The 19460-nt window shown below is 73.4% G+C and carries 16 protein-coding genes; 9 read left to right on the top strand and 7 right to left on the bottom strand.

Annotated elements, in window-relative coordinates; translation table 11 throughout:
• Positions 1–79 precede the first annotated feature (79 nt).
• Positions 80–595, bottom strand: a complete 516-nt coding sequence (locus tag ACIRFL_RS33305) for an immunity 21 family protein (protein WP_404035963.1) — start codon at positions 593–595, stop codon at positions 80–82.
• 76 nt (positions 596–671) lie between these two features.
• Positions 672–1145: a rhodanese-like domain-containing protein gene (locus ACIRFL_RS33310; RefSeq protein WP_404035966.1), complete on the bottom strand. Its 474-nt coding sequence runs from the start codon at positions 1143–1145 to the stop codon at positions 672–674.
• Positions 1146–1287: 142 nt separating this feature from the next.
• Here ACIRFL_RS33310 and ACIRFL_RS33315 point away from each other — a divergent pair, with 142 nt between their 5' ends.
• The gene (locus tag ACIRFL_RS33315) at positions 1288–1734 is read left to right on the top strand and encodes an Lrp/AsnC family transcriptional regulator (RefSeq protein ID WP_404035969.1); all 447 of its coding nucleotides are present in this window, start codon (positions 1288–1290) and stop codon (positions 1732–1734) included.
• Between the two features lie 128 nt (positions 1735–1862).
• Here the strand turns inward: ACIRFL_RS33315 and ACIRFL_RS33320 are convergent, their stop codons facing one another.
• The 5 genes from ACIRFL_RS33320 to ACIRFL_RS33340 all read right to left on the bottom strand — a co-directional run bounded on the left by ACIRFL_RS33320 (position 1863) and on the right by ACIRFL_RS33340 (position 8120).
• On the bottom strand, positions 1863–4859 hold the full coding sequence (locus tag ACIRFL_RS33320) for an AAA family ATPase (protein WP_404035972.1): 2997 nt from the start codon (positions 4857–4859) through the stop codon (positions 1863–1865).
• Positions 4856–6019 (bottom strand): exonuclease SbcCD subunit D, encoded by a 1164-nt coding sequence (locus ACIRFL_RS33325; protein ID WP_404035975.1) that lies wholly within the window; start codon positions 6017–6019, stop codon positions 4856–4858. The genes ACIRFL_RS33320 and ACIRFL_RS33325 overlap by 4 nt, the downstream gene beginning before the upstream one ends.
• Positions 6020–6144: 125 nt before the next feature.
• On the bottom strand, positions 6145–6771 hold the full coding sequence (locus tag ACIRFL_RS33330) for a YigZ family protein (RefSeq protein ID WP_404035978.1): 627 nt from the start codon (positions 6769–6771) through the stop codon (positions 6145–6147).
• 51 nt (positions 6772–6822) lie between these two features.
• Positions 6823–7365: a SixA phosphatase family protein gene (locus tag ACIRFL_RS33335; RefSeq protein ID WP_404035981.1), complete on the bottom strand. Its 543-nt coding sequence runs from the start codon at positions 7363–7365 to the stop codon at positions 6823–6825.
• Complete coding sequence (locus tag ACIRFL_RS33340) at positions 7362–8120, bottom strand: hypothetical protein (RefSeq protein ID WP_404035983.1); 759 nt, start codon at positions 8118–8120, stop codon at positions 7362–7364. Before ACIRFL_RS33340 ends, ACIRFL_RS33335 begins: the two co-directional genes overlap by 4 nt.
• 190 nt (positions 8121–8310) lie before the next feature.
• Between ACIRFL_RS33340 and ACIRFL_RS33345 the strand changes: the two genes are divergently transcribed.
• From ACIRFL_RS33345 to ACIRFL_RS33380, 8 genes are all read left to right on the top strand, one after another.
• Positions 8311–8718: a CoA-binding protein gene (locus ACIRFL_RS33345; RefSeq protein ID WP_404036042.1), complete on the top strand. Its 408-nt coding sequence runs from the start codon at positions 8311–8313 to the stop codon at positions 8716–8718.
• A 366-nt stretch (positions 8719–9084) separates the two neighbouring features.
• Positions 9085–9726: an HAD family acid phosphatase gene (locus ACIRFL_RS33350; RefSeq protein WP_404035986.1), complete on the top strand. Its 642-nt coding sequence runs from the start codon at positions 9085–9087 to the stop codon at positions 9724–9726.
• Positions 9727–10198: 472 nt separating this feature from the next.
• Positions 10199–11041, top strand: a complete 843-nt coding sequence (locus tag ACIRFL_RS33355) for a response regulator transcription factor (RefSeq protein WP_404035989.1) — start codon at positions 10199–10201, stop codon at positions 11039–11041.
• 151 nt (positions 11042–11192) lie between these two features.
• Positions 11193–12146 carry an ATP-binding cassette domain-containing protein gene (locus ACIRFL_RS33360; RefSeq protein WP_404035992.1) on the top strand — a complete coding sequence of 318 codons (954 nt, stop codon included), beginning with the start codon at positions 11193–11195 and terminating at the stop codon, positions 12144–12146.
• A 225-nt stretch (positions 12147–12371) separates the two neighbouring features.
• Positions 12372–13445: a cysteine synthase family protein gene (locus ACIRFL_RS33365; protein ID WP_404035995.1), complete on the top strand. Its 1074-nt coding sequence runs from the start codon at positions 12372–12374 to the stop codon at positions 13443–13445.
• On the top strand, positions 13442–14914 hold the full coding sequence (gene argH / locus ACIRFL_RS33370; RefSeq protein WP_404035998.1) for an argininosuccinate lyase: 1473 nt from the start codon (positions 13442–13444) through the stop codon (positions 14912–14914). Before ACIRFL_RS33365 ends, argH begins: the two co-directional genes overlap by 4 nt.
• On the top strand, positions 14911–16182 hold the full coding sequence (locus tag ACIRFL_RS33375; protein ID WP_404036001.1) for an ATP-grasp domain-containing protein: 1272 nt from the start codon (positions 14911–14913) through the stop codon (positions 16180–16182). Before argH ends, ACIRFL_RS33375 begins: the two co-directional genes overlap by 4 nt.
• Positions 16179–19457, top strand: coding sequence for an amino acid adenylation domain-containing protein (locus ACIRFL_RS33380; RefSeq protein ID WP_404036004.1), 3279 nt, complete (start codon positions 16179–16181; stop codon positions 19455–19457). The genes ACIRFL_RS33375 and ACIRFL_RS33380 overlap by 4 nt, the downstream gene beginning before the upstream one ends.
• Positions 19458–19460 lie beyond the last annotated feature (3 nt).

Genomic DNA, 19460 nt, shown 5'->3' on the forward strand with positions numbered 1-19460 from the left:
CGGGCGCCGGCCGCGGTGCGGAACCGCCGGTGGTGCGCACGGGTGCGTCGCGGGCGCCACCGGCGGGCGGCCGGCGGGTTCAGTCCGGCAGCCGGCGCAGCTGGACCAGGCCGAGCCAGGTCTCCGGTCCCGGCTGGGCGTGGGCCGCGCGCACCGCGTACCGGCCCGGTTCCAGCGCCACCCGCAGGTGCTCGGTGCGGTCGGTCGCGGTGCCGGGCCAGGCCGAGTCGAACAGCACGACCGGGCCGGGCACCTGCCAGCTGACCTCGTTCTGCCACTCCGCCGCATCGAGGGCCGCGGGGACGCCCGCCAGCAGTTCGTCCTCGGAACCGGCCGCGCTCCACCGTACGAACGTGCCGTGGTCCGGCAGGAAGGAGGTGGAGGCCGGTTCGTCGCCCAGTACGAGGGCCGCGCTGTCGCCGACCGGGAGCAGGCCGACATATCCGTCGACCTCGCACGCCCGGTCGTAGTCCGTGGCCAGGTCCTCGCCGTCGGCCCCGGCCCAGAACGGCAGCACCGCCTCCGGAACCACGATCAGCGGGCCCCCGCCCGACTCCACCCACTCCACCGCGCCTGGATCCGCGTATCGCGCCATGGGCAGAACCTACACGGACAGCGACCGGCCGGGCCCACCGACCGGCCACCCGCCCGCTACGCCCCGAACTGCCCGGTCAGCAGCCGCAGTCGGCGTCCACCGGAGCGGTCAGCGGGTCGACGGGACGGCTCTCGCGGCCCCGCCGGGTGTCGTAGGCGAAGCCCTCGCGCACCCAGTACTCGAATCCGCCCAGCATCTCCTTGACCTGGTAGCCCAGTTCGGCCAGGGCGAGAGCGGCGCGGGTGGCGCCGTTGCAGCCGGGGCCCCAGCAGTACGTCACCACCGGCACGGATCTGTCCAGGAGCCGGCCGGCCCGCTCGGGGACGAGCGCGGTCGGCAGGTGGACGGCGCCCGGGACATGGCCCTGGTCGAAGGCGTCGGCGGAACGGGAGTCCAGCACGACGAAGCCGGGCTCGCCGGCCGCGAGGGCGGCGGCCACATCGGAGACGTCGGCGTGGAAGGCGAGGGCGGCGCGGAAGTGGGCGACGGCCTCGGCCGGGGCGGCCGGGGGCACGCGCAGCACCGGGTCGACGGCGTTCGCGAGGGTCATGAGCAGCCTTTCCGTCGGGTCGCCGGGCTTGTGCACGGCGGGAATCCATGACGGAAAATCTACGGTCGCCGCGCCGGTGTCTGAAGGTGGATCCAGCGGTGCGGAGCTTGTCCGGCCGGGGAATCCCTGTTATTCCTCGACCATGACCGTGTTTTCCCCCGACGCCACCGACTGGCGCATCCTCGATGTCCTGCAACGCGAGGGCCGGGCGAGCTTCGCCGAGCTGGCCAGGGCTGTCTCGATGTCCGCGAGTGCCGTCACCGAGCGGGTGCGGCGCCTCGAGGAGGCGGGCGTCATCCGGGGGTATTCCGCCGTCGTGGATCCGGAGCGGCTGGGCCTGCCGATCCTGGCGTTCGTGCGCCTGCGCTACCCGAACGGCCACTACAAGCCGTTCCACGATCTGGTCGCCGTGACGCCGGAGATCCTGGAGGCGCACCATGTCACGGGCGACGACTGCTTCGTCATCAAGGTCGCCGCGCGTTCGATGCCCCACCTGGAGGAGATCGCGGGCCGGATCGGCACCCTGGGCTCGATCACCACAAACGTCGTCTACTCCTCCCCCCTCCCCCACCGCCCCCTGAGCCACTGACCGCACCAAGCGGACCCAGCCGCGGTCCGGCAGCGCCCCGAAGGGGCGCGGGGCTGTGTCGACATGCGGCTCCGCCGCGCGGGCGCGCCCAGCCACGACGCAGCCGCAGCCGCAGCCGACGACGGCGGTCAGGATCCCTGCAGCTGAGCCCTCAGCCGAGAACCCGCTCTCCCCTTCACCACCTCCAGCTGCGCGTGGATGCGGCGCCGCAGATCGGCGACATGGCTGACGATGCCGACACTGCGGTCGCGTTCGCGCAACGAGTCGAGGACGTCCAGGACCTCGTCCAGGGTCTGGTCGTCGAGGCTGCCGAAGCCCTCGTCGATGAAGAGGGTGTCCAGCCGGACCCCGCCCGCCTCGTCGGTGACGACGTCGGCGAGGCCGAGGGCCAGCGCGAGGGAGGCGAAGAACGTCTCACCGCCCGACAGCGTCGCCGTGTCGCGCTCGCGGCCGGTCCAGGCGTCGACCACATGCAGTCCGAGCCCGCTGCGGCCCCGTCCGGTGCGGTCGTCGGAGTGCACCAGGGTGTAGCGGCCCGCGGACATTCGGCGCAGTCGTGCCGTCGCCGCGGCGGCGACCTGTTCCAGGCGGGCCGCCAGCACGTACGACTCCAGGCGCATCCGGCGTTCGTTGTCGGCGGAGGTGCCCGCGGTGAGGGCGGCGAGCCGGGCCACCCGGTCGTACTCCTCGCGCAGCGGCGCCAGCCCGCGCACGCCGTCGGCGGCGCGTGCGGAGAGACGGTCGAGTTCGGCGCAGCAGCGGGCGGCGGCGTCGCGTGCGGACGCGGCCTCGCGCAGCCGTCCGGCCGCCGAGGCCGCGGCCCGCTCGGCCGCTTCGACGTCGGCGGGTGGTCGCCGGGCGGCGGCGGCCGTGTCGGCCTCGGCGAGGATCGCGCGTACGGCGGCCTCCTCGGACTGCCGGGCGTCGAGGAGGTGCTGGAGTTCGCGGTGGGCCGCGTCGTCGAGCAGGGCGTCCGCCGCGTCCCGGGGGGTGGCGAAGCCCGCGCGGTAGGCGGCGTCGGCCAGCCGGGCGTCGGCGTCCTTGAGCCGGCGGGCGCTGTCCTCGGCGGCGCGCGTGGCATCGGCGGCTTCGGTGAGCAGGGCCGTCTGCCGCTCCAGTTGCGCGGCGCGGGCCGCCACGCTGCCGGCGTCGCCGCGCGCCTGCGCCAACTCCTCCTCCAAAAGGGCGCGTTCCTGGTCGAGGGTGTCCCGCCGGGTGAGCCGGGAGGCGGCCCTGACCTCGGCCTGCTGACGGTCGGTGAGGCGCCGCTCGCGTTCCTGCTCGGCCCGCCGCAGCTCCTCGCGGGCGGCGTGCAGCCCGGACGCCGCCCGCCGCGCCCGCGTGTACTCCCGCTCCACCTCGTCCGCCTGTGCGGCCAGTTGCTCGGTGGGGGTGTCGCCCGCCTCGGCGGTCGCGGCGGCCAGCGCCTCCCGCACCACGCCCAGTCGGCGCTCGGACTCGGCGCGCCGTTCTTCGGCGCGCTGGTGGGCCGCCAGCGCCCGCTCCTCCGCCTCGCGGTCGACGTGCCCGGCGACCCTGCGGGCGGGCGCGGGGTGTTCGGTGGCGCCGCAGACGGCGCACGGTTCGCCGTCGGTGAGGTGCGCGGCGAGTTCCGCGGCGATGCCGTTCAGCCGCTGTTCCTTGAGGTCGAGCCAGTGGGCGCGGGCCGCCAGGGCGTCCCGTTCCGCCTCGCGCGCCCGCTGCCGCGCGGCTTCGGTGTCCCGGGACAGCTCATCCCGCAGCCGGGCCGCGTCGAGCCGGCGCCGGGCCGGTTCGCGCTGCACGGCGAGCTGTTCGGCGCGGGTGGCCGCCTCCTGGGCTGCTTCCAGCCGGTTCTGCAGGCCGGCGCGGGTGGCGTCCCAGCCGGCCAGCCAGGTCCCGGCCTCCCGCAGCACCTCCTCGTCGGCGCGCTCCTGGCGGTCCAGACCGGCGCGTTCGGCGACGAGTTCGGCGAGCCGCTGTTCGGCGCGGCGCGCGGACTCCAGGCCGCCCAGTTCCTCGGCGGCCCGGCGAGCGGCGGCGGCGAGCCCGGCGGCACCGGCGTCCGCGAGGCTCTGCGACAGCGGGCCACGCGCGCGTGTCTCGGCGGCGGCGCTGCGCCGGTGCTCGGCCTCGGCGGCCTCCCGCAGCTCCAGGGCGGGCGCCACGGTCTCGGCCTTGCGGCCCCGTTCCATGCGGGCCTGCGCCTCCCGGTGGGCGCCGGCCTGCTCCTCCAGGAGCACGGCCCGCCGCCGCGCCTCAGCGAACCGGTCCTGGAGCCGGGCGAGTTCGCGTACGCCGGCGAGGGCCTGTTCGGCGGTGGCCTGGGCGGACTCGGCGGCGGTGAGCCGGCAGTGGGCGACGGTGAGCCGTTCCCGTGCGGTGCTGCGGGCGACGGCGGCGGCGCCCAGCACGGCCTCGGCCAGGCCGGGCTCGCCCGGGGCGAGTTCCGGCAGTTCCATGGCGTCGCCCGCTTCCTGCTGCATGCGGTGCGCGTCGGCGAGGAGCGCGGCGTCGCCCTCGCGGACCCGGGCCTCGGTGGCGCGGCGCCGTTCGGCGAGGCGTTTTTCGACGTCGGCGAAGCGCCGGGTGTCGAAGAGGCGGCCGAGCAGCCTGGCCCGCGCCTCGGCGTCGGCGCGCAGGAAACGCGCGAAGTCGCCCTGGGGCAGCAGGACCACCTGGCAGAACTGTTCCCGGCTCATGCCGAGCAGTTGGGTGATCTCCTCGCCGATCTCCTGGTGCGAGCGGCTGAGGTCCCGCCAGGTGCCGGCGGCCGGGTCGTAGGCCCGCAGCCAGGTCTGGGCCTTGTCGAGGGTCGTGCCCGAACCGCGCTTCTTGGGGCGTTCCCAGGGCGGCTGCCGGGTGATCTCCAACCGCCGCCCGGCGACGGTCAGTTCGAGGCGGACCTCGGTGCGGGTTGCGGGGTCGGCGTGGTCGCTGCGCAGGGACAGTCCCTGGCCGCCGTGCCGGGCGCCCGGCACGGAGCCGTAGAGCGCGTAGCACACCGCGTCCAGGACGGACGTCTTGCCCGCGCCGGTCGGTCCGTGCAGCAGGAACAGGCCCGCGGCGGACAGCGCGTCGAAGTCGACGCTCTGGGAACCGCCGAACGGTCCGAAGGCGGTCACGTCCAGCCGGTGCAGCCTCATCGCGCCACCTCGCGCAGCGCGTCGTCGGCGCGCACGGCGTCGAACGCCTCCCGCAGCACGGCCAGTTCCCGCTCGTCGGGGCCCGCGCCGCGCACATGGGCCACGAAGTCCTGGGCGATCTGCTGGTCGGCGCGGCCGGCGAGGCGCCGCGCGTACGACACGTCGGGGTCGTCCGGGGCCCGCTCGGGGGCGAAGACGAGGCTGAGGGTGTGCGGGAAGCGGCCGGTGAGCCGGGCCATGGGGTCGGCGGGCCGCACCCGGTCGGTGAGCGTGGCCTCGACCCAGGCCGTCTCGTGGCGGGCGAGCGCGGGGTCGGCGAGCAGGTCGTCCAGTGTGCCCCGGATCCGGGCGAGCGGGCGCGGCACCGGGCAGTCGACGCGCTCGGCGGCGACCGCGCCGTCGGCGCCGAGGTCGATGAGCCACATGCTCTTGCGGTGGCCGGCTTCGGAGAAGGAGTAGGCCAGCGGGGAGCCCGAGTAGCGCACGCGCGGGGAGAGGGTCTGGCAGCCGTGCAGATGCCCGAGCGCCACGTAGTCGACGCCGTCGAAGACGGCGGCCGGGACGGCGGCCACCCCGCCCACGGTGATGTCCCGTTCGCTGTCGCTGGTCTCGCCGCCGGTGACGAAGGCGTGCGCGAGGACGACGGAGCGGGTGCCGGGTGCGCGGGCGGCGAGGTCGGCGCGCACCCGGTCCATGGCGGCGGCGAGGACGCTCTCGTGGCCCGCCCGGTCGACCCCGAACGCGTCCTTCACCAGGGCGGGTTCGAGGTAGGGCAGGCCGTAGAAGGCCACGTCCCCGTGGGCGTCGGACAGCACGACCGGAGTGCCGCAGCCGGCCGGATCGGTACGCAGATGGATGCCCGCGCGGTCCAGGAGCCCGGCGCCGACACCGAGGCGGCGGGCCGAGTCGTGGTTGCCGGAGATCATCAGCGTGGGCACGCCGAGGCCGGCGAGCCGGTGCAGCGCGTCGTCGAACAGCTCGACGGCGGCGAGCGGGGGCACCGCCCGGTCGTACACGTCTCCCGACACGACCACCGCGTCCACGTCGCGCTCGCGCACGGTGGTGACGAGGTGTCCGATGAACTCGGCCTGGGCGTCGAGCAGGTTCACCCGGTGGAACGCCCGGCCCAGATGCCAGTCGGAGGTGTGCAGGAGTCTCATGATCCCCGAGACTAACGGCCGGGTCTGACATCACGGGCGGTTACTCCCGTACCGGCCCGTCACCGGCCGCGCCCCACGGGCCCGTCAGGTCCCTCCGGCCCCGAGGGGCATGTCGGCTCCGGGGGTCATGCGTCGCCGTACGCCTCGCCGCCCGCCTCGAAGCGTGCCGTCCCGGCGGTGGCGTCGGCCAGCCAGGCGCGGAAGGCGTCCACATCGGCGTCCGGCAGGGCGATCTCGATGGCGACCGCCTCCCCGTACCGGACGTCGCGCACCGTGCGGCCGGTAGCGCGCAGGTCGTTCTGCACCTTGCCCGCACGCTGGTGGTCGACGGTCACCGTGCCCAGCCGGAAGCGGCGCCGGGTGCGGGTGCCGAGCTGGTCCAGGGCCTCGCCGACGGCGCCGCCGTACGCCCGGATCAGTCCGCCCGCGCCGAGCTTGACGCCGCCGTAGTAGCGGGTGACGACGGCGACGACGTACCGCATGTCGCGCCGCAGCAGCATCTGGAGCATCGGGACGCCCGCGGTGCCGCCGGGTTCCCCGTCGTCGCTGGCCTTCTGGACGGCCGCGTCGGCGCCGATGACGTACGCCCAGCAGTTGTGGGTGGCGTCGGCGTGCTCCTTGCGGACCGCGGCGACGAACTCCTGGGCCTCGCGTTCGGTGGCGGCCGGGGCGAGCGCGCACAGGAACCGTGAGCGATTGACCTCGGTCTCGTGCACACCCGCGCGGGCGACGGTGCGGTACTCGTCCTGCATCCGGCCAGCCTAATCCGCCTTTCCCTTCGCCTTTCCCTTCGGCTTCCTCTGTCACTTCCCCTGTCGCTTCCCGCGGGGGACCGTGACCGACGTGAGGAGCGCGGTGCCGGGGGTCAGGGCCTGCCAGCCGGTGCCGTGCCAGGTCAGGATCGCGACGGCCGACGTCGGGAACTTCCTGCGGACCGCCTCCAGGGCGTCGTCCGGGCCGTCCCCGGCCAGGTCGAGGACCAGTTCCGCAAGACCCGGGTTGTGTCCGACCAGGAGCAGCGTCCCGACCTCGGGCGACACCTCGTGCACGACCCGCAGCAGGTCCGGCGCGCCGGCCGCGTACAGCCGCGGCTCGAACCGGGCGGGCGGCCGGGTGCCCCACTGGGCGGAGGCGAGTTCCCAGGTGCTCCGGGCGCGCAGCGCGGTGGAGCACAGGGCGAGGTCGGGCAGGCAGTCGGCCTCGGCGAGGGCGCGGCCCGCGGCCGGGGCGTCGCGCCGGCCGCGCGGGGCGAGCGGGCGTTCGTGGTCGGCGACGCCTTCGGGCCAGGCGGACTTGGCGTGCCGCAGCACGACCAGCCGGCGCAGCGGGCCCGCTCCGGCGCTCATGCGGGGCTCCCGAGGTCGCGGACGAGGTCGAGGCCGAGCAGCCGGTCGGCGTGGGCGTACGTCTCGAAGCGGGCGCCGTCCGGCAGGTCGGCGGCCTCCGCGACCCCGTCCAGGACGTTCAGTACCCCGGTCACGTCCAGATCGTCCTCCCAGGCGGCGCGCAGCCGCCCGCGCACCTCGTCGGGGATCGGCCGGGACGGCTGCCGTGCCCAGTGGGCGACCGCCCGGCGCCAGCGCGCCAGCCTCCGCCCGGCCCCATCCAGCGCGTCCGCGTCGATGCGCACGGGGGTGTCCCGGCGGGTGGCGAGCAGCGCGAGGCGCAGCGCGGCGGGATCGGGCGTTCCCGCGCAGGCGGCGCCGGCCACGGCGGGAGCCTCACCGGCAGGGTCCGCGCGGATCGCGGGGGCGACGCCGACGACGACACCGCCCTCGGGCAGCACGCCGCTGTCCGCGGCCACATGCACGATCTGCGCCTCGCCGAGGCCTGCGGCGAGGTCGCGGCCCTCCTCGAAGGGCCGGATGCCCAGGGCGGTGGCCGCCGCACGCAGCTCGGCCTGCCGCCGCCCGCCGGTGAGCAGGCACCACACGGGCGTGCCGCCGAGTTCCAGGGCGCGGACCAGCACGTCGGCGACGAGCAGCACCCGCAGGGCCGAGGTGTCCGAGCCCGACGTGTGGGCCTCGATGCGGGTCAGGCCCCGGCGGGCGGGGGCGACGTCGACGGGTCGGCCGGTTCGGGCGTCGATGATACGCAGCACGGGGTGAGCGTAGGCGGGCGGAAGCCCGTACGCAGGACTTGGCGCCGAAACCGGACACCGTGGCGGCGGATGGGGTAGGCGGCGCGCGCCGGCCCGCCCGGGGCCGTGCCGGACCGGCGCGGGAATCACCGCCCGGCGGACACTGTTGCGCGAAGGACAGTTCCGCGCCACGCCCGAGGAGGCCGCGACCGTGTACGGCGACGAAGCGACGACCCGCAGGATCCTGACCGAGCTGGGCGACACCTGGGCCGTCGTGGGCCTGTCCTCGAACCGGCGGCGCGCCGCCTACGGGGTGGCCGAGGTGCTGCAGCGGTTCGGCAAGCGCGTGGTCCCGGTGCATCCCAAGGCGGAGACGGTCCACGGCGAGCGCGGATACGCCTCGCTCGCGGACATACCCTTCCCGGTGGACGTCGTGGATGTGTTCCTGAACAGCGACCTCGCCGGGCAGGTCGCCGACGAGGCGGTCGCCAAGGGCGCGCGGGCCGTCTGGTTCCAGCTCGGGGTGATCGACGAGGCCGCCTACGACCGGACCCGGGCCGCCGGCCTCGACATGGTCATGGACCGCTGCCCGGCGATCGAACTCAGGGCACTTCGATAGCTCGGCTCTGCGCGCGGTTCCGACGCGCCTTGCGATTTCCTTCTTCGTCTTCCTTCTTCGTCTTCCTTCTTCATCGCCTTGAACTGCCGGCTCAGGCACGGGCGTTCGCACGCCGCGGTCGGCGGCGCGCCGCGCCTCGTGCGCTGGTCGGTGGTCCGGCCGGCCTCACGCTCTCCTGATGGCAGCAACCTGTCACCAATCCGGCCCGGGTGGCGCAATGTCGCAGCCGCTCACGAGTGCGGGAGCAGTCGTGCGGGACTCCGCTTCCGGTTCCGGTCACGCGCACGTCAACCCGCTCGGATCGGCCTTTAGGTTCGGCTGGGCGGGGCCGGACGGCCGTCGCGCATCGGACACGAGGGAGGACGTATGGCTGGGATCGCGTCTGGAGGACGCGCGGCGGCGAGCGTCGCGGCGGCGCTTGTGCTGGGGGCGGCGGGGGCGACGCAGGCCGTGGCCGCTCCGGCGGGCGAGGAGCGGTCGACGACGGCCGTAGGGGCCCAGGCCGTCGCGGCGGCGGAGGTGGACTACGACACCTGGCAGAGCGATGTCCGGAAGGTGATCGACGAGGCCCGCCCTTATGTCGAGCGGCGACTGGACGACAGCTCCGGCGAGAAGCCGGCGATCGTCCTCGACATAGACAACACCTCACTGGAGACACACTTCCAGCCATTCCCGCCGACGCCCGCCGTCGAGCCGACTCTCGAACTGGCCCAGTACGCGCACGGCAGGGGCGCTGCCATATTCTTCGTCACCGCGCGTCCCGACCTGATCTCGTGGATCACCGAGGCGAACCTCAAGTCGGTCGGGTATCCGGTGACGGGTCTGCACCAGCGGAGCCTCGCTGATCTCTTCCGCGACACAGCCGAGTTCAAGACGTCGAAGCGGGCACAGATCGAGGCCGACGGATACACCATCGTCGCCAACATCGGAAACAACACGTCGGACCTGGTGGGAGGCCACGCGGAGCGGACCTTCAAACTGCCCGACTACGACGGGGCGCTGGACTGACCGGACCGGGCCGGCCGGCACCTCGCCCGGCCGGCCCGGACGTGGCCGAGGGGCCCCGACGGCAGGTCGGGGGCGTGCTCGCGGAAATGACCTTGGTGGTGGATAAGGATGCCTCCTCGCCACAATGAGGTTTTCCGTAATTGTTTCGGACAGGCGTATTTGACGTTACGAAGCTGTGCTAGGTACCGTTCAACTAACGGGAGCGACGCAGGCCACCGTTGACCATCCTCCAGCTGGATGTCCGGTTTGCCACTTGTGTCGACTTAGCGGGGGAATGGAGCTCGACATGCGGGATGTCTACCGCGTTGCATCTGTGGGTCGTACGCCCCTCCGTGGGCCCTGTACGGCGCCCCTCTAGGTTATTTCTCTGACTGTTTGCACGAGTATTGCCCCGTGCCAGGGCCCTTGCATCCCAAAGAGCCTTCGAGCACGGCGGACGGGGACTCCTATTGGTCAAGCTTCAGGGGGAGCTGTGCCAAATACATCAGTCAATTACGAGATAGCCAACGATTCCGGGCTCACCGCAGAACTTACGGAATCGCGGCCTTCGAGCGACGAAATAGAGGGCGTTCTGCTACAGGCCCGGAAACTCGTCGAGATCGCCGTCGACCGCCACCGCAACGTGGAGCGGCTGGTCGCCTCGCTGGAACCGGACGAGAACTCGGTCGGGGTCGCCACGGAGCAGATGATCGCCACGGCCCGTCACCACCTGGCCGTCGTCCTCTCCGGTGAGGGCGAGGACGAGACCTACCAGCTGATCGACCAGCTGGGACGGGCCACCGCACGCGGGGTCGGCGTCAAACTGCTCGGCCGGGTCGGTCTCCTGCGGGACCGCCGCTTCCTGGAGCACCTCGACAAATACGCACCCGGCGTCGAAACCCGCCTGGCCAGGGCTCCCTTACAGGAAATGGTCCTCGCCGACGGCATCATCGGCGCGGTGTGGATCCGCAACGGGGCCGCCGTCCGCGAGGCGGTGCTCGTCCGCGCCCCGGCCGTCCTGCGCAACCTGCGCACCCTGTTCGTCGTCTCCTGGTCGAGCAGCGCCACCCTCGCCGACCACCGGCGGCTGAGCGAGCGCTCACGCAGCGCGCTCGGCCGGAGCATCCTCCAGGCCCTCAGCTCGGGGCGCACCGACGAGGCCGCCGCCCGCGAACTGGGCGTTTCGGTGCGCACCTACCGGCGCAACGTCGCGGAAATAACTCGTGAGCTGGGGGCGAGCTCAAGATTTCAGGCGGGCGCCCGCGCCGTTGAGCTCGGACTTCTTCCCCCCTCGGGTGATCTGATGCCCACGGGCACCGGCCAGTTGGCGGGGTAAGAACTTGTCAGGCTGACCTTTGACCATGCGGAGAACCTCAGGTCGCTGGCAGCTTGTTGTAGCTCTCCTTGTGGTGCGGACAGTCGGGATTGCAGGATCTTCCTGCCTCCACAAAAGGCGTCTCGGCCGCTATCTGCGAGGAACGGCATCGATGAGTGACGTGATGATCGAAGCGATGGAGCTGGGCAGAATGTTCGGTGCCACCCGGGCACTCGACGACATCAGCTTTCGGATGGAAAAAGGGCGTGTGCTCTGTCTGCTCGGTCATAACGGAGCGGGTAAAAGCACACTGGTGAGCATTCTCGCCACCGTGCTGCCGCCCACAAAAGGCACGGCGCGGGTCTCCGGATTCGACGTGGTGCGGGAGGCTCGGGACGTGCGCCGCCGCATCGGTCTGACCGGCCAGTTCGCGGCGGTGGACGAGAGCCTCACCGGCCGCGCCAACCTGCTGCTGGTGGCCCGGCTCCTGGGAGCCGGCAAGCGGGAGGCGGCGGCGCGGGCCGAGGAGTTGCTGGACATGTTCGCGCTGACCGAGGCGGCCGACCGGGCCGCGGGCACGTACTCGGGAGGCATGCGCCGGCGCCTCGACCTCGCCAGCAGCTTCGTGGGCCACCCCCAGGTGCTCTTCCTCGACGAACCCACCACGGGGCTCGACCCGGTCAGCCGCAACGCCCTGTGGGACCTCGTCCGTGAGGTGGTCGGCATGGGCACGACCGTGCTGCTGACGACCCAGTACCTGGAGGAGGCCGAGCAACTGGCGGACCGTGTCATGGTGCTCGGTCGGGGCCGGTGCATCGCGGACGGCTCGGTCGCTCAGCTCAAGGAACGACTGGGCGGCAGCATGGTCCGGGCCACCCTCGCCGACCCCGGTGCCGCCTCCGCCGCACTGAGCGCCCTGCGCACGGCGGGTCTCGACCCCTGTCCGGGCGAACCCGCGGGCACCGTCACCGCCGCCGTGGAGGGATCCATCGGACTGGCCGCCGCGGTCCGGGCGTTCGACGCCGCGGGAGTGGAGATCACCGGCATCTCACTGTCCGAACCGACGCTGGACGAGGTCTATCTGGCGCTCGCCGAACAGCGCACCGGCGTCCCGGTCCCCTCCTGAGGCCCGGCGCCTCCCCCGCCTCGAATCAGAGCCGCACCGGTGAATCTGTGGGCCATCAGCAGGCTGACCGACGCCCGCCCGAGCCCCGCCGCGCCGCCCGGCGCACCCGGGGCCGTCTTGCCGTGGACCGCGCGGGTACGGCGGTGGATCCGCGAACGGCGCGACGCCCGACGGGACTTCACCCCGCACCACCATTGACGGTCTTGATCCTCCAGGGAGCCCTTCATGACGGCGATCACGCCGACGTACCACTCGATCACCGAGGCGACGATGATGCCGCGTCTCGTCCGGCTCGGCCCCAACCTGTACGGCGCGGTCTTCTCCCTCATGAAGCTGCTGCCCGCGCGCTACATCCTGCGGCGCGCCCGCACCCGGGGCGAGCTGGACGCCAGCACGGTGATCGTGGAGACCACGTCGGGGACGTTCGGCCTCGCGCTGGCGATGCAGTCCGCCCTCATGGAGCGTGAGCTGATCCTCGTCAGCGACCCCGCGATCGACGCCAACCTCTACCGAAGACTGACCGATCTCGGCGCCGCGGTGGAGATCTGCCAGGAGCCCGCGCCGGTCGGCGGCTACCAGGAGGCACGGCTGCGCAGGCTCGCCGAGCTCCGCGCGGAACTCCCCTCGACCTTCTGCCCCGAGCAGTACAGCAACCCCGACAACCCGCGCTCCTACGGGGTGGTCGCCGAGCAGATCGCCCGCTCGCTCGGCACCGTGGACTGCCTGGTCGGGCCGGTCGGTTCGGGCGGCTCGATGTGCGGCACCACCCGCGGACTGCGCGAACTGACCCCGCACACTCAGGCCATCGGCGTCGACAGCCACCGCAGCGTCCTCTTCGGCCAGCCCGACGGGCCCCGCGCCCTGCGCGGCCTCGGCAACAGCCTGTGGCCGGCCAACCTCGACCACTCCACCTTCGACGAGGTGCACTGGTGCTCGGCGCCCGAGGCGTACGCCTGCACCAGGCGACTGCACGCCACCCACGCACTGTTCCAGGGGCCGACCAGCGGCGCCGCCTACCTGGCCGCCCGGTGGTGGGCCGACCGCAACCCCGACGGACTGTGCGTCGTGCTGCTCCCCGACGAGGGCTACCGCTACCAGGCGACCGTGTACGACGACGCCTGGCTCGCCGAGAACGGCCACGCGCTGCCCCACCCGCCCGCCGAGCCGGTCCTGGTCGACTCGCCGGCCGACGCCGGCCACAGCTGGACCCGGATGCTCTGGGGGCGGCGTACCTACGAGGACGTGCACGGCACCGTGCCGCGCTCCGGCGGATCCCTGCCCGACCCGGTGCTGTCATGAGCGGCACGGGCCGGCTCACCCGCACGCTCGGCGCCCGCACCGCCCGCGTCGTCTACGGCGAACCGGGGCCGGACGACATCCGCCGGGAACTCGGCCACACCTCGGTCATCGACCTCGCGCACGTGGTGATGCTCACCGAGTGCGGGCTGCTGCCCCGGGACGCGGCCGCCGCCCTGCTGCGGGCCGTCACCGCACTGCGCGCCGACGGGTTCCGGGAGTTGTACGACCGGCCCGCGCCGCGCGGCCTGTACCTGATGTACGAGAGCCACCTCATCGAACGGCTCGGCGCGGACGTCGGCGGCAAGCTGCACACCGGCCGCTCGCGCAACGACATCAAGGCGACCATCACCGCGATGCGGCTGCGCGAGGACCTGACGGACCTGCTCGGCGAACTGCTGCGCCTCCAGGGCGTACTGCTCTCCCGCGCCCGCGCCCACCGGCACGTGGTCATGCCGGTCTACACCCACTTCCAGCCGGCGATGCCCGTCACCTACGGCTACTACCTCGCCGGGATCGCGACCGCGCTTGACCGGGACATCGTGGCGCTGCGGCACACCGTCGAGGAGCAGAGCCGCTGTCCGCTCGGCGCCGGCGCCGTGTCGGGCACGGACCTGCCCATCGATCCGGCCCGCACGGCCGAACTGCTCGGCTTCGACGGGCCGCCGCTGCACGCCATGGACGCGGTGGCCTCACGGGACACGCTGCTGCGTGCCCTCGCTGCGGCGGCCGGTGCGGGGCTCACCCTGAGCCGGCTCGCCACCGATCTGCAGCTGTGGAGCACCCAGGAGTTCGGCTTCGTGGAGTTCCCCGAGCGGCTGGTGGGCGGCAGTTCGGCCATGCCGCAGAAGCGCAACGCGTTCCTCCTTGAGCATGTGAAGGCCAAGTCGGCGACCGCCGTGGGGGCATGGGCCGCCTCGGCCGCCGCCATGAAGTCGACGCCGTTCACCAACTCCATCGAGGTCGGCACCGAGGCGGTCGGCGGCGCCTGGTCGGCGCTGGCCACCGTGCGCGACAGTGTGCTGCTGGCCCAGGTGCTGGTGAGCGGTGCCCGCCCGGACGGCCGGCGGATGGAGCAGCGGGCCCGGGAGGGCTTCGTGACGGCCACCGTGATCGCCAACCGGCTGGTGCGGCAGGGCATTCCGTTCCGCACCGCGCACCATGTGGTGGGCGCCGCGGTACGCGAGGCCGTCGAGGCCGGCGAGTCCGAGCTGACGAAGATCGCGTTGCCGGAGGGCCTGCGGGCCGATGTGAGCGCGGACGTTCCGCCGCTTTCCGAGCTCGTCGCCGAGCACGACCGGGGTGGTGGCCCCGGGGCGTGCGACAGCGTCGTCCACGAACTCCGGGAGCGGTGCACGGAGCACGCCGCGCGGCTCGCCCGGTACCGTGCCCGGCTGGCGCGGGCGGAACACGCCCTCGACACGGCGGTCGCCGCCGTGACCGGCGCAGGGGACAAGGGAGCAGAGCGATGAACGGTACGGCGGTCCGCTGGTTCGCCCTTCTGGAGAGCAACACCACCGGGACGGGACGGGAGTTCTGCGCGGCGGCACGGGCCCGAGGGCTGCGGCCGGTGCTGCTCACCCGGGCCCCCGGCCGGTATCCCTACGTCACCGAGGACGCCGTCGACACCCTGGTCCTGGACACCTCGGACCTGGAGGCCGTGGTGGCGGCCTGTCGGCGTCTGGCGGAGGGCGCCGGACTGGCCGGGGTCATCTCCAGCTCCGAGTACTTCGTGGCGGACGCCGCCCGGACGGCGGCCCGGCTCGGACTGCCCGCAGCCGACGGCGACGCGATCGCCCGCTGCCGGGCCAAGGACCTCCAGCGGGCGGCGCTCGCCGCCCACGGGGTGCCGGTGCCCGCCTGGACCGCGGTCCGTGACGTGGCCGCGGCGGTGGAGGCGGCCGAGACCATCGGGCATCCGGTGGTGCTCAAGCCGGTGAGCGGCTCCGGATCCCTCGGCGTACGGCTGTGCCGGGACCGGGCGGAGACCGAGGAGTGGGCGCGCCGGCTGCTCGACCGGGCGACGGACGAGCGGGGCAACGCCGTGCCGGGCCGCATTCTGGTGGAGGCCGCCGTCGACGGGCCGGAGTTCTCCGTCGAGACCTTCGACGGCGACGTCGTCACCGTCGTCGCCAAACGCACCGGCCCCGCGCCGCACTTCGTGGAGACGGGCCACGACGTCCCCGCCCCCGTGGACCCCGGGACCACTGCCGAACTCGGCGACACGGCGCTGGCGGCCCTCAAGGCCCTCGGGCTCGGCTGGGGTGCCGCCCACACCGAGATCCGCCGGTCCGCCGACGGTCCCGTGATCATCGAGGTCAACCCCCGGCTCGCCGGCGGCATGATCCCCGTCGCCGTGCGGGCCGCGACCGGGACGGACCTGGTGGACGCCGTGATCGCCCGCGCCGCGGGCCAGGACACGGCGCCTCCCGCGGCCTCCGGAGCCGCGGCCGGCCACGCCGCCGTGCGGTTCGTCATGGCGACCGGCGAGGGACGGGTCACGTCCGTGAGCGGGGTCCAGGACGCCGGCGCGGCGCCGGGAGTCGTGGTGGCCGTGCCCACCACGGTCATCGGCCGGCAGGTGCGGATCACGCACTCGTTCCAGGACCGCCTGGGCTGTGTGGTCGCCACGGGCACCAGTGCCGCGCAGGCGGCGTCCCGCGCGGAGCCGGCCGCACGACTGATCAGGATCGAACTGGAGGAGCCGGCGACGCCGGAGGAAGGGAACGGGGGCCGATGAGCGGGCACCGCACTCAGCAGACGTACACCAGAATCCCCAGATGGACCATGCCGGGCAGCGACGAGCACGGGGCGGCTGAGCACCGGGAGGAGCTGCCCGCTTCGCTCACCCGGGCCCTCATGGAGCGCGCCGCCGACACCGGCGCGGGACTGCCGGCACTGCTGCTCGCCGCGCACGCCCGGGTTCTGGCGACGGTGGCCGCCGAACCCGACCTGCTCATCGGCCTGGTCCCGGCGGCCGACCGGGCCGAGGCGCCGCTGCGCCTGACCGTCACGGACTCCTCCTGGGCCCAGCTCGCCGCCCTCGCCGGTCAGGCGCTGGCCGCGGCGCACCACGCGGAGGCCCGCCCCGAGGTGGTGTTCGACCTGTCGGGCCTCGCCCCGCCGGCCACCGCGTCCTGCGACGACCGCTCCGACGCGGCTGCCGGGGACGGCGGCCTCGACGACGGCGTCGTGCTGAAGGCGGCCTTCGACCGGGACCCCGCCGGACTGGCGCTGCGGCTGGTCTACGACCAGGCCCACTTCGACGCGGGGTACGCCCGCCGGCTGGCGGGCTACCACCTGCGCGCGCTGCACCTGCTCGCGGCGGACACCTCCGCACCCCACCACGGCCGGAGCCTGCTGTCGGACGAGGAGGTCGACACCCAGTTGCACGGCCTCGCGGGCCCGCGCGTCGACCTGTCCGACCGGACCTTCGTGGACCACTTCGAGGACCGGGTGCGCGAGGTGCCGGACGCGGTGGCCGCCGTGCACGGCTCCGTCCACTGGACGTACCGGGAACTCGACCGGCGGGCCAACCGGATCGCCCATGCGCTGCTGGACGCCGGCGTGGGCACCGAGGACGTCGTCGCCGTGGTCATGGACCGCACCCTCGACTGGATCGCCGCGGCACTCGGTGTGTTCAAGGCCGGCGGCGTCTACCTCCCGGTACGCCCCGACTTCCCCGCCGACCGGGTGGCGGCCCAGTTCAGCCGCAGCGACTGTGCGTTCGTGCTCACCGAGCCCGGCAGCGCGGCCCTGGCGGAACGGGCGGGTGAACTCACCGGCCGCGCGCCGGCCGTGCTGTCCGTACCGCAGATCCATGCCTCCGGCGTCTCGGACGAGGCCCCCGGCGTACCGATCGAACCCGGTCGGGCCGCCTACATCTACTTCACCTCCGGTTCCACCGGCGCCCCCAAGGGCGCCCTGTGCGAGCACGCCGGCATGCTCAACCATCTCCATATGAAGCTCGACGACATGGAGATGACCAACGGGACCGCCGAGGTCGTCACCCAGACCGCCTCACAGTGCTTCGACATCTCCCTGTGGCAGTTCGCGGCGCCGCTGATGGTCGGCGGCAGCGTACGCGTCGTCGACACGGACGCACTGCTCGACGTCGCCGGCTTCCTCGACGAGATCGTCATGGGCCGGGTCACCGTCATCCAGATCGTCCCCTCCTACCTGGAGGTGCTCCTCACCCATCTGGAACAGCACCCCCGCCCCCTCGGGGCGCTGCGCACGGTGTCGGTCACCGGGGAAGCCCTCAAGTACGAGCTGGTGCAACGGTGGTTCGCCCTGTACCCGGGCATCAAGCTGGTCAACGCCTACGGCGCCACCGAGGTGTCCGACGACACCATGCACGAGGTCCTTGACCGGGTGCCGGACCGTGACTTCGTCACCGTCGGCCGCTCCCTGCGCAACGTCAACACGTATGTGCTCGACGAGAACCTGGCGCTGGTGCCGCTCGGCTCACCCGGGGAGATCGCGTTCTCCGGGGTCTGCGTGGGCCGCGGCTACATCAACGACGAGGACCGCACCCGCGAGGCGTTCGTGCCCGACCCGTTCCGTCCGGGCACCCGGATGTACCGCACGGGCGACTTCGGGCGCTGGCTGCCCGAGGGACGGATCGAGTACCTGGGCAGGCGGGACGAGCAGGTGAAGATCCGGGGCTTCCGGATCGAGATCGGCGAGATCGAGAACAAGCTGCTGGGTCTGGCGGGCGTCCGCGAGGCCGCGGTCGTCATCGACGGTGCCGGGGACGTGCAGCGCAACCTCGTGGCGTTCTTCAGCGGCGGCGACGGCGGTGCCGGGGCGGACGCCGAGCCGACCACCGAACGCGCCCGGGACTTCCTTGCCGGGCTGCTGCCCGAGTACATGGTCCCGACGTACTTCCACCGGCTGGAGCGGCTGCCGCTCACCGAGAACGGCAAGATCGACAAGAAGGCCCTGGTCCGGCTGGCCGGCACCCTGGGCCACGGCGGCGCGGCCTACGCGGCCCCCAGCACGCCCGCCGAACAGCGGCTGGCCATGCTGTGGGCCCAGGTGCTGGGCGTACCGCTGGAGCGCATCGGACGGGCCGACGACTTCTTCGAGCTGGGCGGGACCTCGCTGGCCGCGGTACGTCTGCTGGTGCAGCTGGACCGGGCGCTGTCCTTGAAGGACCTGGTCGCCCATCCCGTACTCGCCGATCTCGGGGCTGTGCTCGACGAACGCGGGCGGGGCGGTGAACGGGTCGCCGCCCAGGGCCTGTTGCAGCCGCTGGCGAACGCCCGGGATCCGCACCGCACCCTGGTGTGTTTCCCCTACGCGGGTGGCAACGCCGTCAACTTCCGCTCGCTGGCAGCCGAGTTGGAGCGGGACGGCATCGCCGTGCTGGGTGTCGAACTGCCGGGCCATGACTTCGCGGGCGGCGACGAGCCGATGGCGGACGTCCCGGAGATCGCCCGGCGGGTCCGGGACGAGATCACCGAGCGGGTCACCACGCCCGTGCTGCTGTGGGGCCACTGCGCCGGCGCGGCGGCGGCCCTGGAGACGGCCCGGCTGCTCCAGGAGGCGGGCCGTCCCGCCGAGCGCGTCTTCGTCGGCGCGCTGCTGCTGGAGGACACCGGGGCGCTGCGCGCGGAGATGGCGGACGTCTCCGAGGCGGACAACAGGACCCTGCTGTCCCGGCTGCGCGCCGACAACGCGTACGTCGAGCTGGACGAACTCAAGCCGGAACGCGCCGATGTGGTCGGACGGGCCTACCGGCACGACGTACTGACCGCCAACAGCCATCTGATCCGGATCCGTGAGGACTCCGAGAGCCACCGCATCGACGCCCCGATCGACGTGGTCGTCACCCGCGACGACGCCTCGACGGCGCGGTTCGACGAGGGCCACGGCGACTGGAAGGCCGTATCCGACCGGGTGACCCTCCACGAACTCGACCAGGGCGGGCACTACTTCGTCAGCACACGGGCGGCGGACACCGCCGCGCTGGTGCGGGCCGACTGCCCGAGGCCCGCGCGCCGGGACTAGGAG

This window comes from Streptomyces sp. NPDC102462 (assembly GCF_044765425.1).
GTDB lineage: Bacteria > Actinomycetota > Actinomycetes > Streptomycetales > Streptomycetaceae > Streptomyces.

Excerpts from the sequence above, each read along its gene's own strand:
- ACIRFL_RS33360 (WP_404035992.1), top strand. The coding sequence starts at position 11,193 with ATGAGTGACGTGATGATCGAAGCGATGGAGCTGGGCAGAATGTTCGGT.
- ACIRFL_RS33365 (WP_404035995.1), top strand. The coding sequence starts at position 12,372 with ATGACGGCGATCACGCCGACGTACCACTCGATCACCGAGGCGACGATG.
- ACIRFL_RS33325 (WP_404035975.1), bottom strand. The coding sequence starts at position 6,019 with ATGAGACTCCTGCACACCTCCGACTGGCATCTGGGCCGGGCGTTCCAC.
- ACIRFL_RS33310 (WP_404035966.1), bottom strand. The coding sequence starts at position 1,145 with ATGACCCTCGCGAACGCCGTCGACCCGGTGCTGCGCGTGCCCCCGGCC.
- ACIRFL_RS33320 (WP_404035972.1), bottom strand. The coding sequence starts at position 4,859 with ATGAGGCTGCACCGGCTGGACGTGACCGCCTTCGGACCGTTCGGCGGT.
- ACIRFL_RS33350 (WP_404035986.1), top strand. The coding sequence starts at position 9,085 with ATGGCTGGGATCGCGTCTGGAGGACGCGCGGCGGCGAGCGTCGCGGCG.
- argH (WP_404035998.1), top strand. The coding sequence starts at position 13,442 with ATGAGCGGCACGGGCCGGCTCACCCGCACGCTCGGCGCCCGCACCGCC.
- ACIRFL_RS33380 (WP_404036004.1), top strand. The coding sequence starts at position 16,179 with ATGAGCGGGCACCGCACTCAGCAGACGTACACCAGAATCCCCAGATGG.
- ACIRFL_RS33315 (WP_404035969.1), top strand. The coding sequence starts at position 1,288 with ATGACCGTGTTTTCCCCCGACGCCACCGACTGGCGCATCCTCGATGTC.
- ACIRFL_RS33335 (WP_404035981.1), bottom strand. The coding sequence starts at position 7,365 with ATGAGCGCCGGAGCGGGCCCGCTGCGCCGGCTGGTCGTGCTGCGGCAC.
- ACIRFL_RS33375 (WP_404036001.1), top strand. The coding sequence starts at position 14,911 with ATGAACGGTACGGCGGTCCGCTGGTTCGCCCTTCTGGAGAGCAACACC.
- ACIRFL_RS33330 (WP_404035978.1), bottom strand. The coding sequence starts at position 6,771 with ATGCAGGACGAGTACCGCACCGTCGCCCGCGCGGGTGTGCACGAGACC.
- ACIRFL_RS33305 (WP_404035963.1), bottom strand. The coding sequence starts at position 595 with ATGGCGCGATACGCGGATCCAGGCGCGGTGGAGTGGGTGGAGTCGGGC.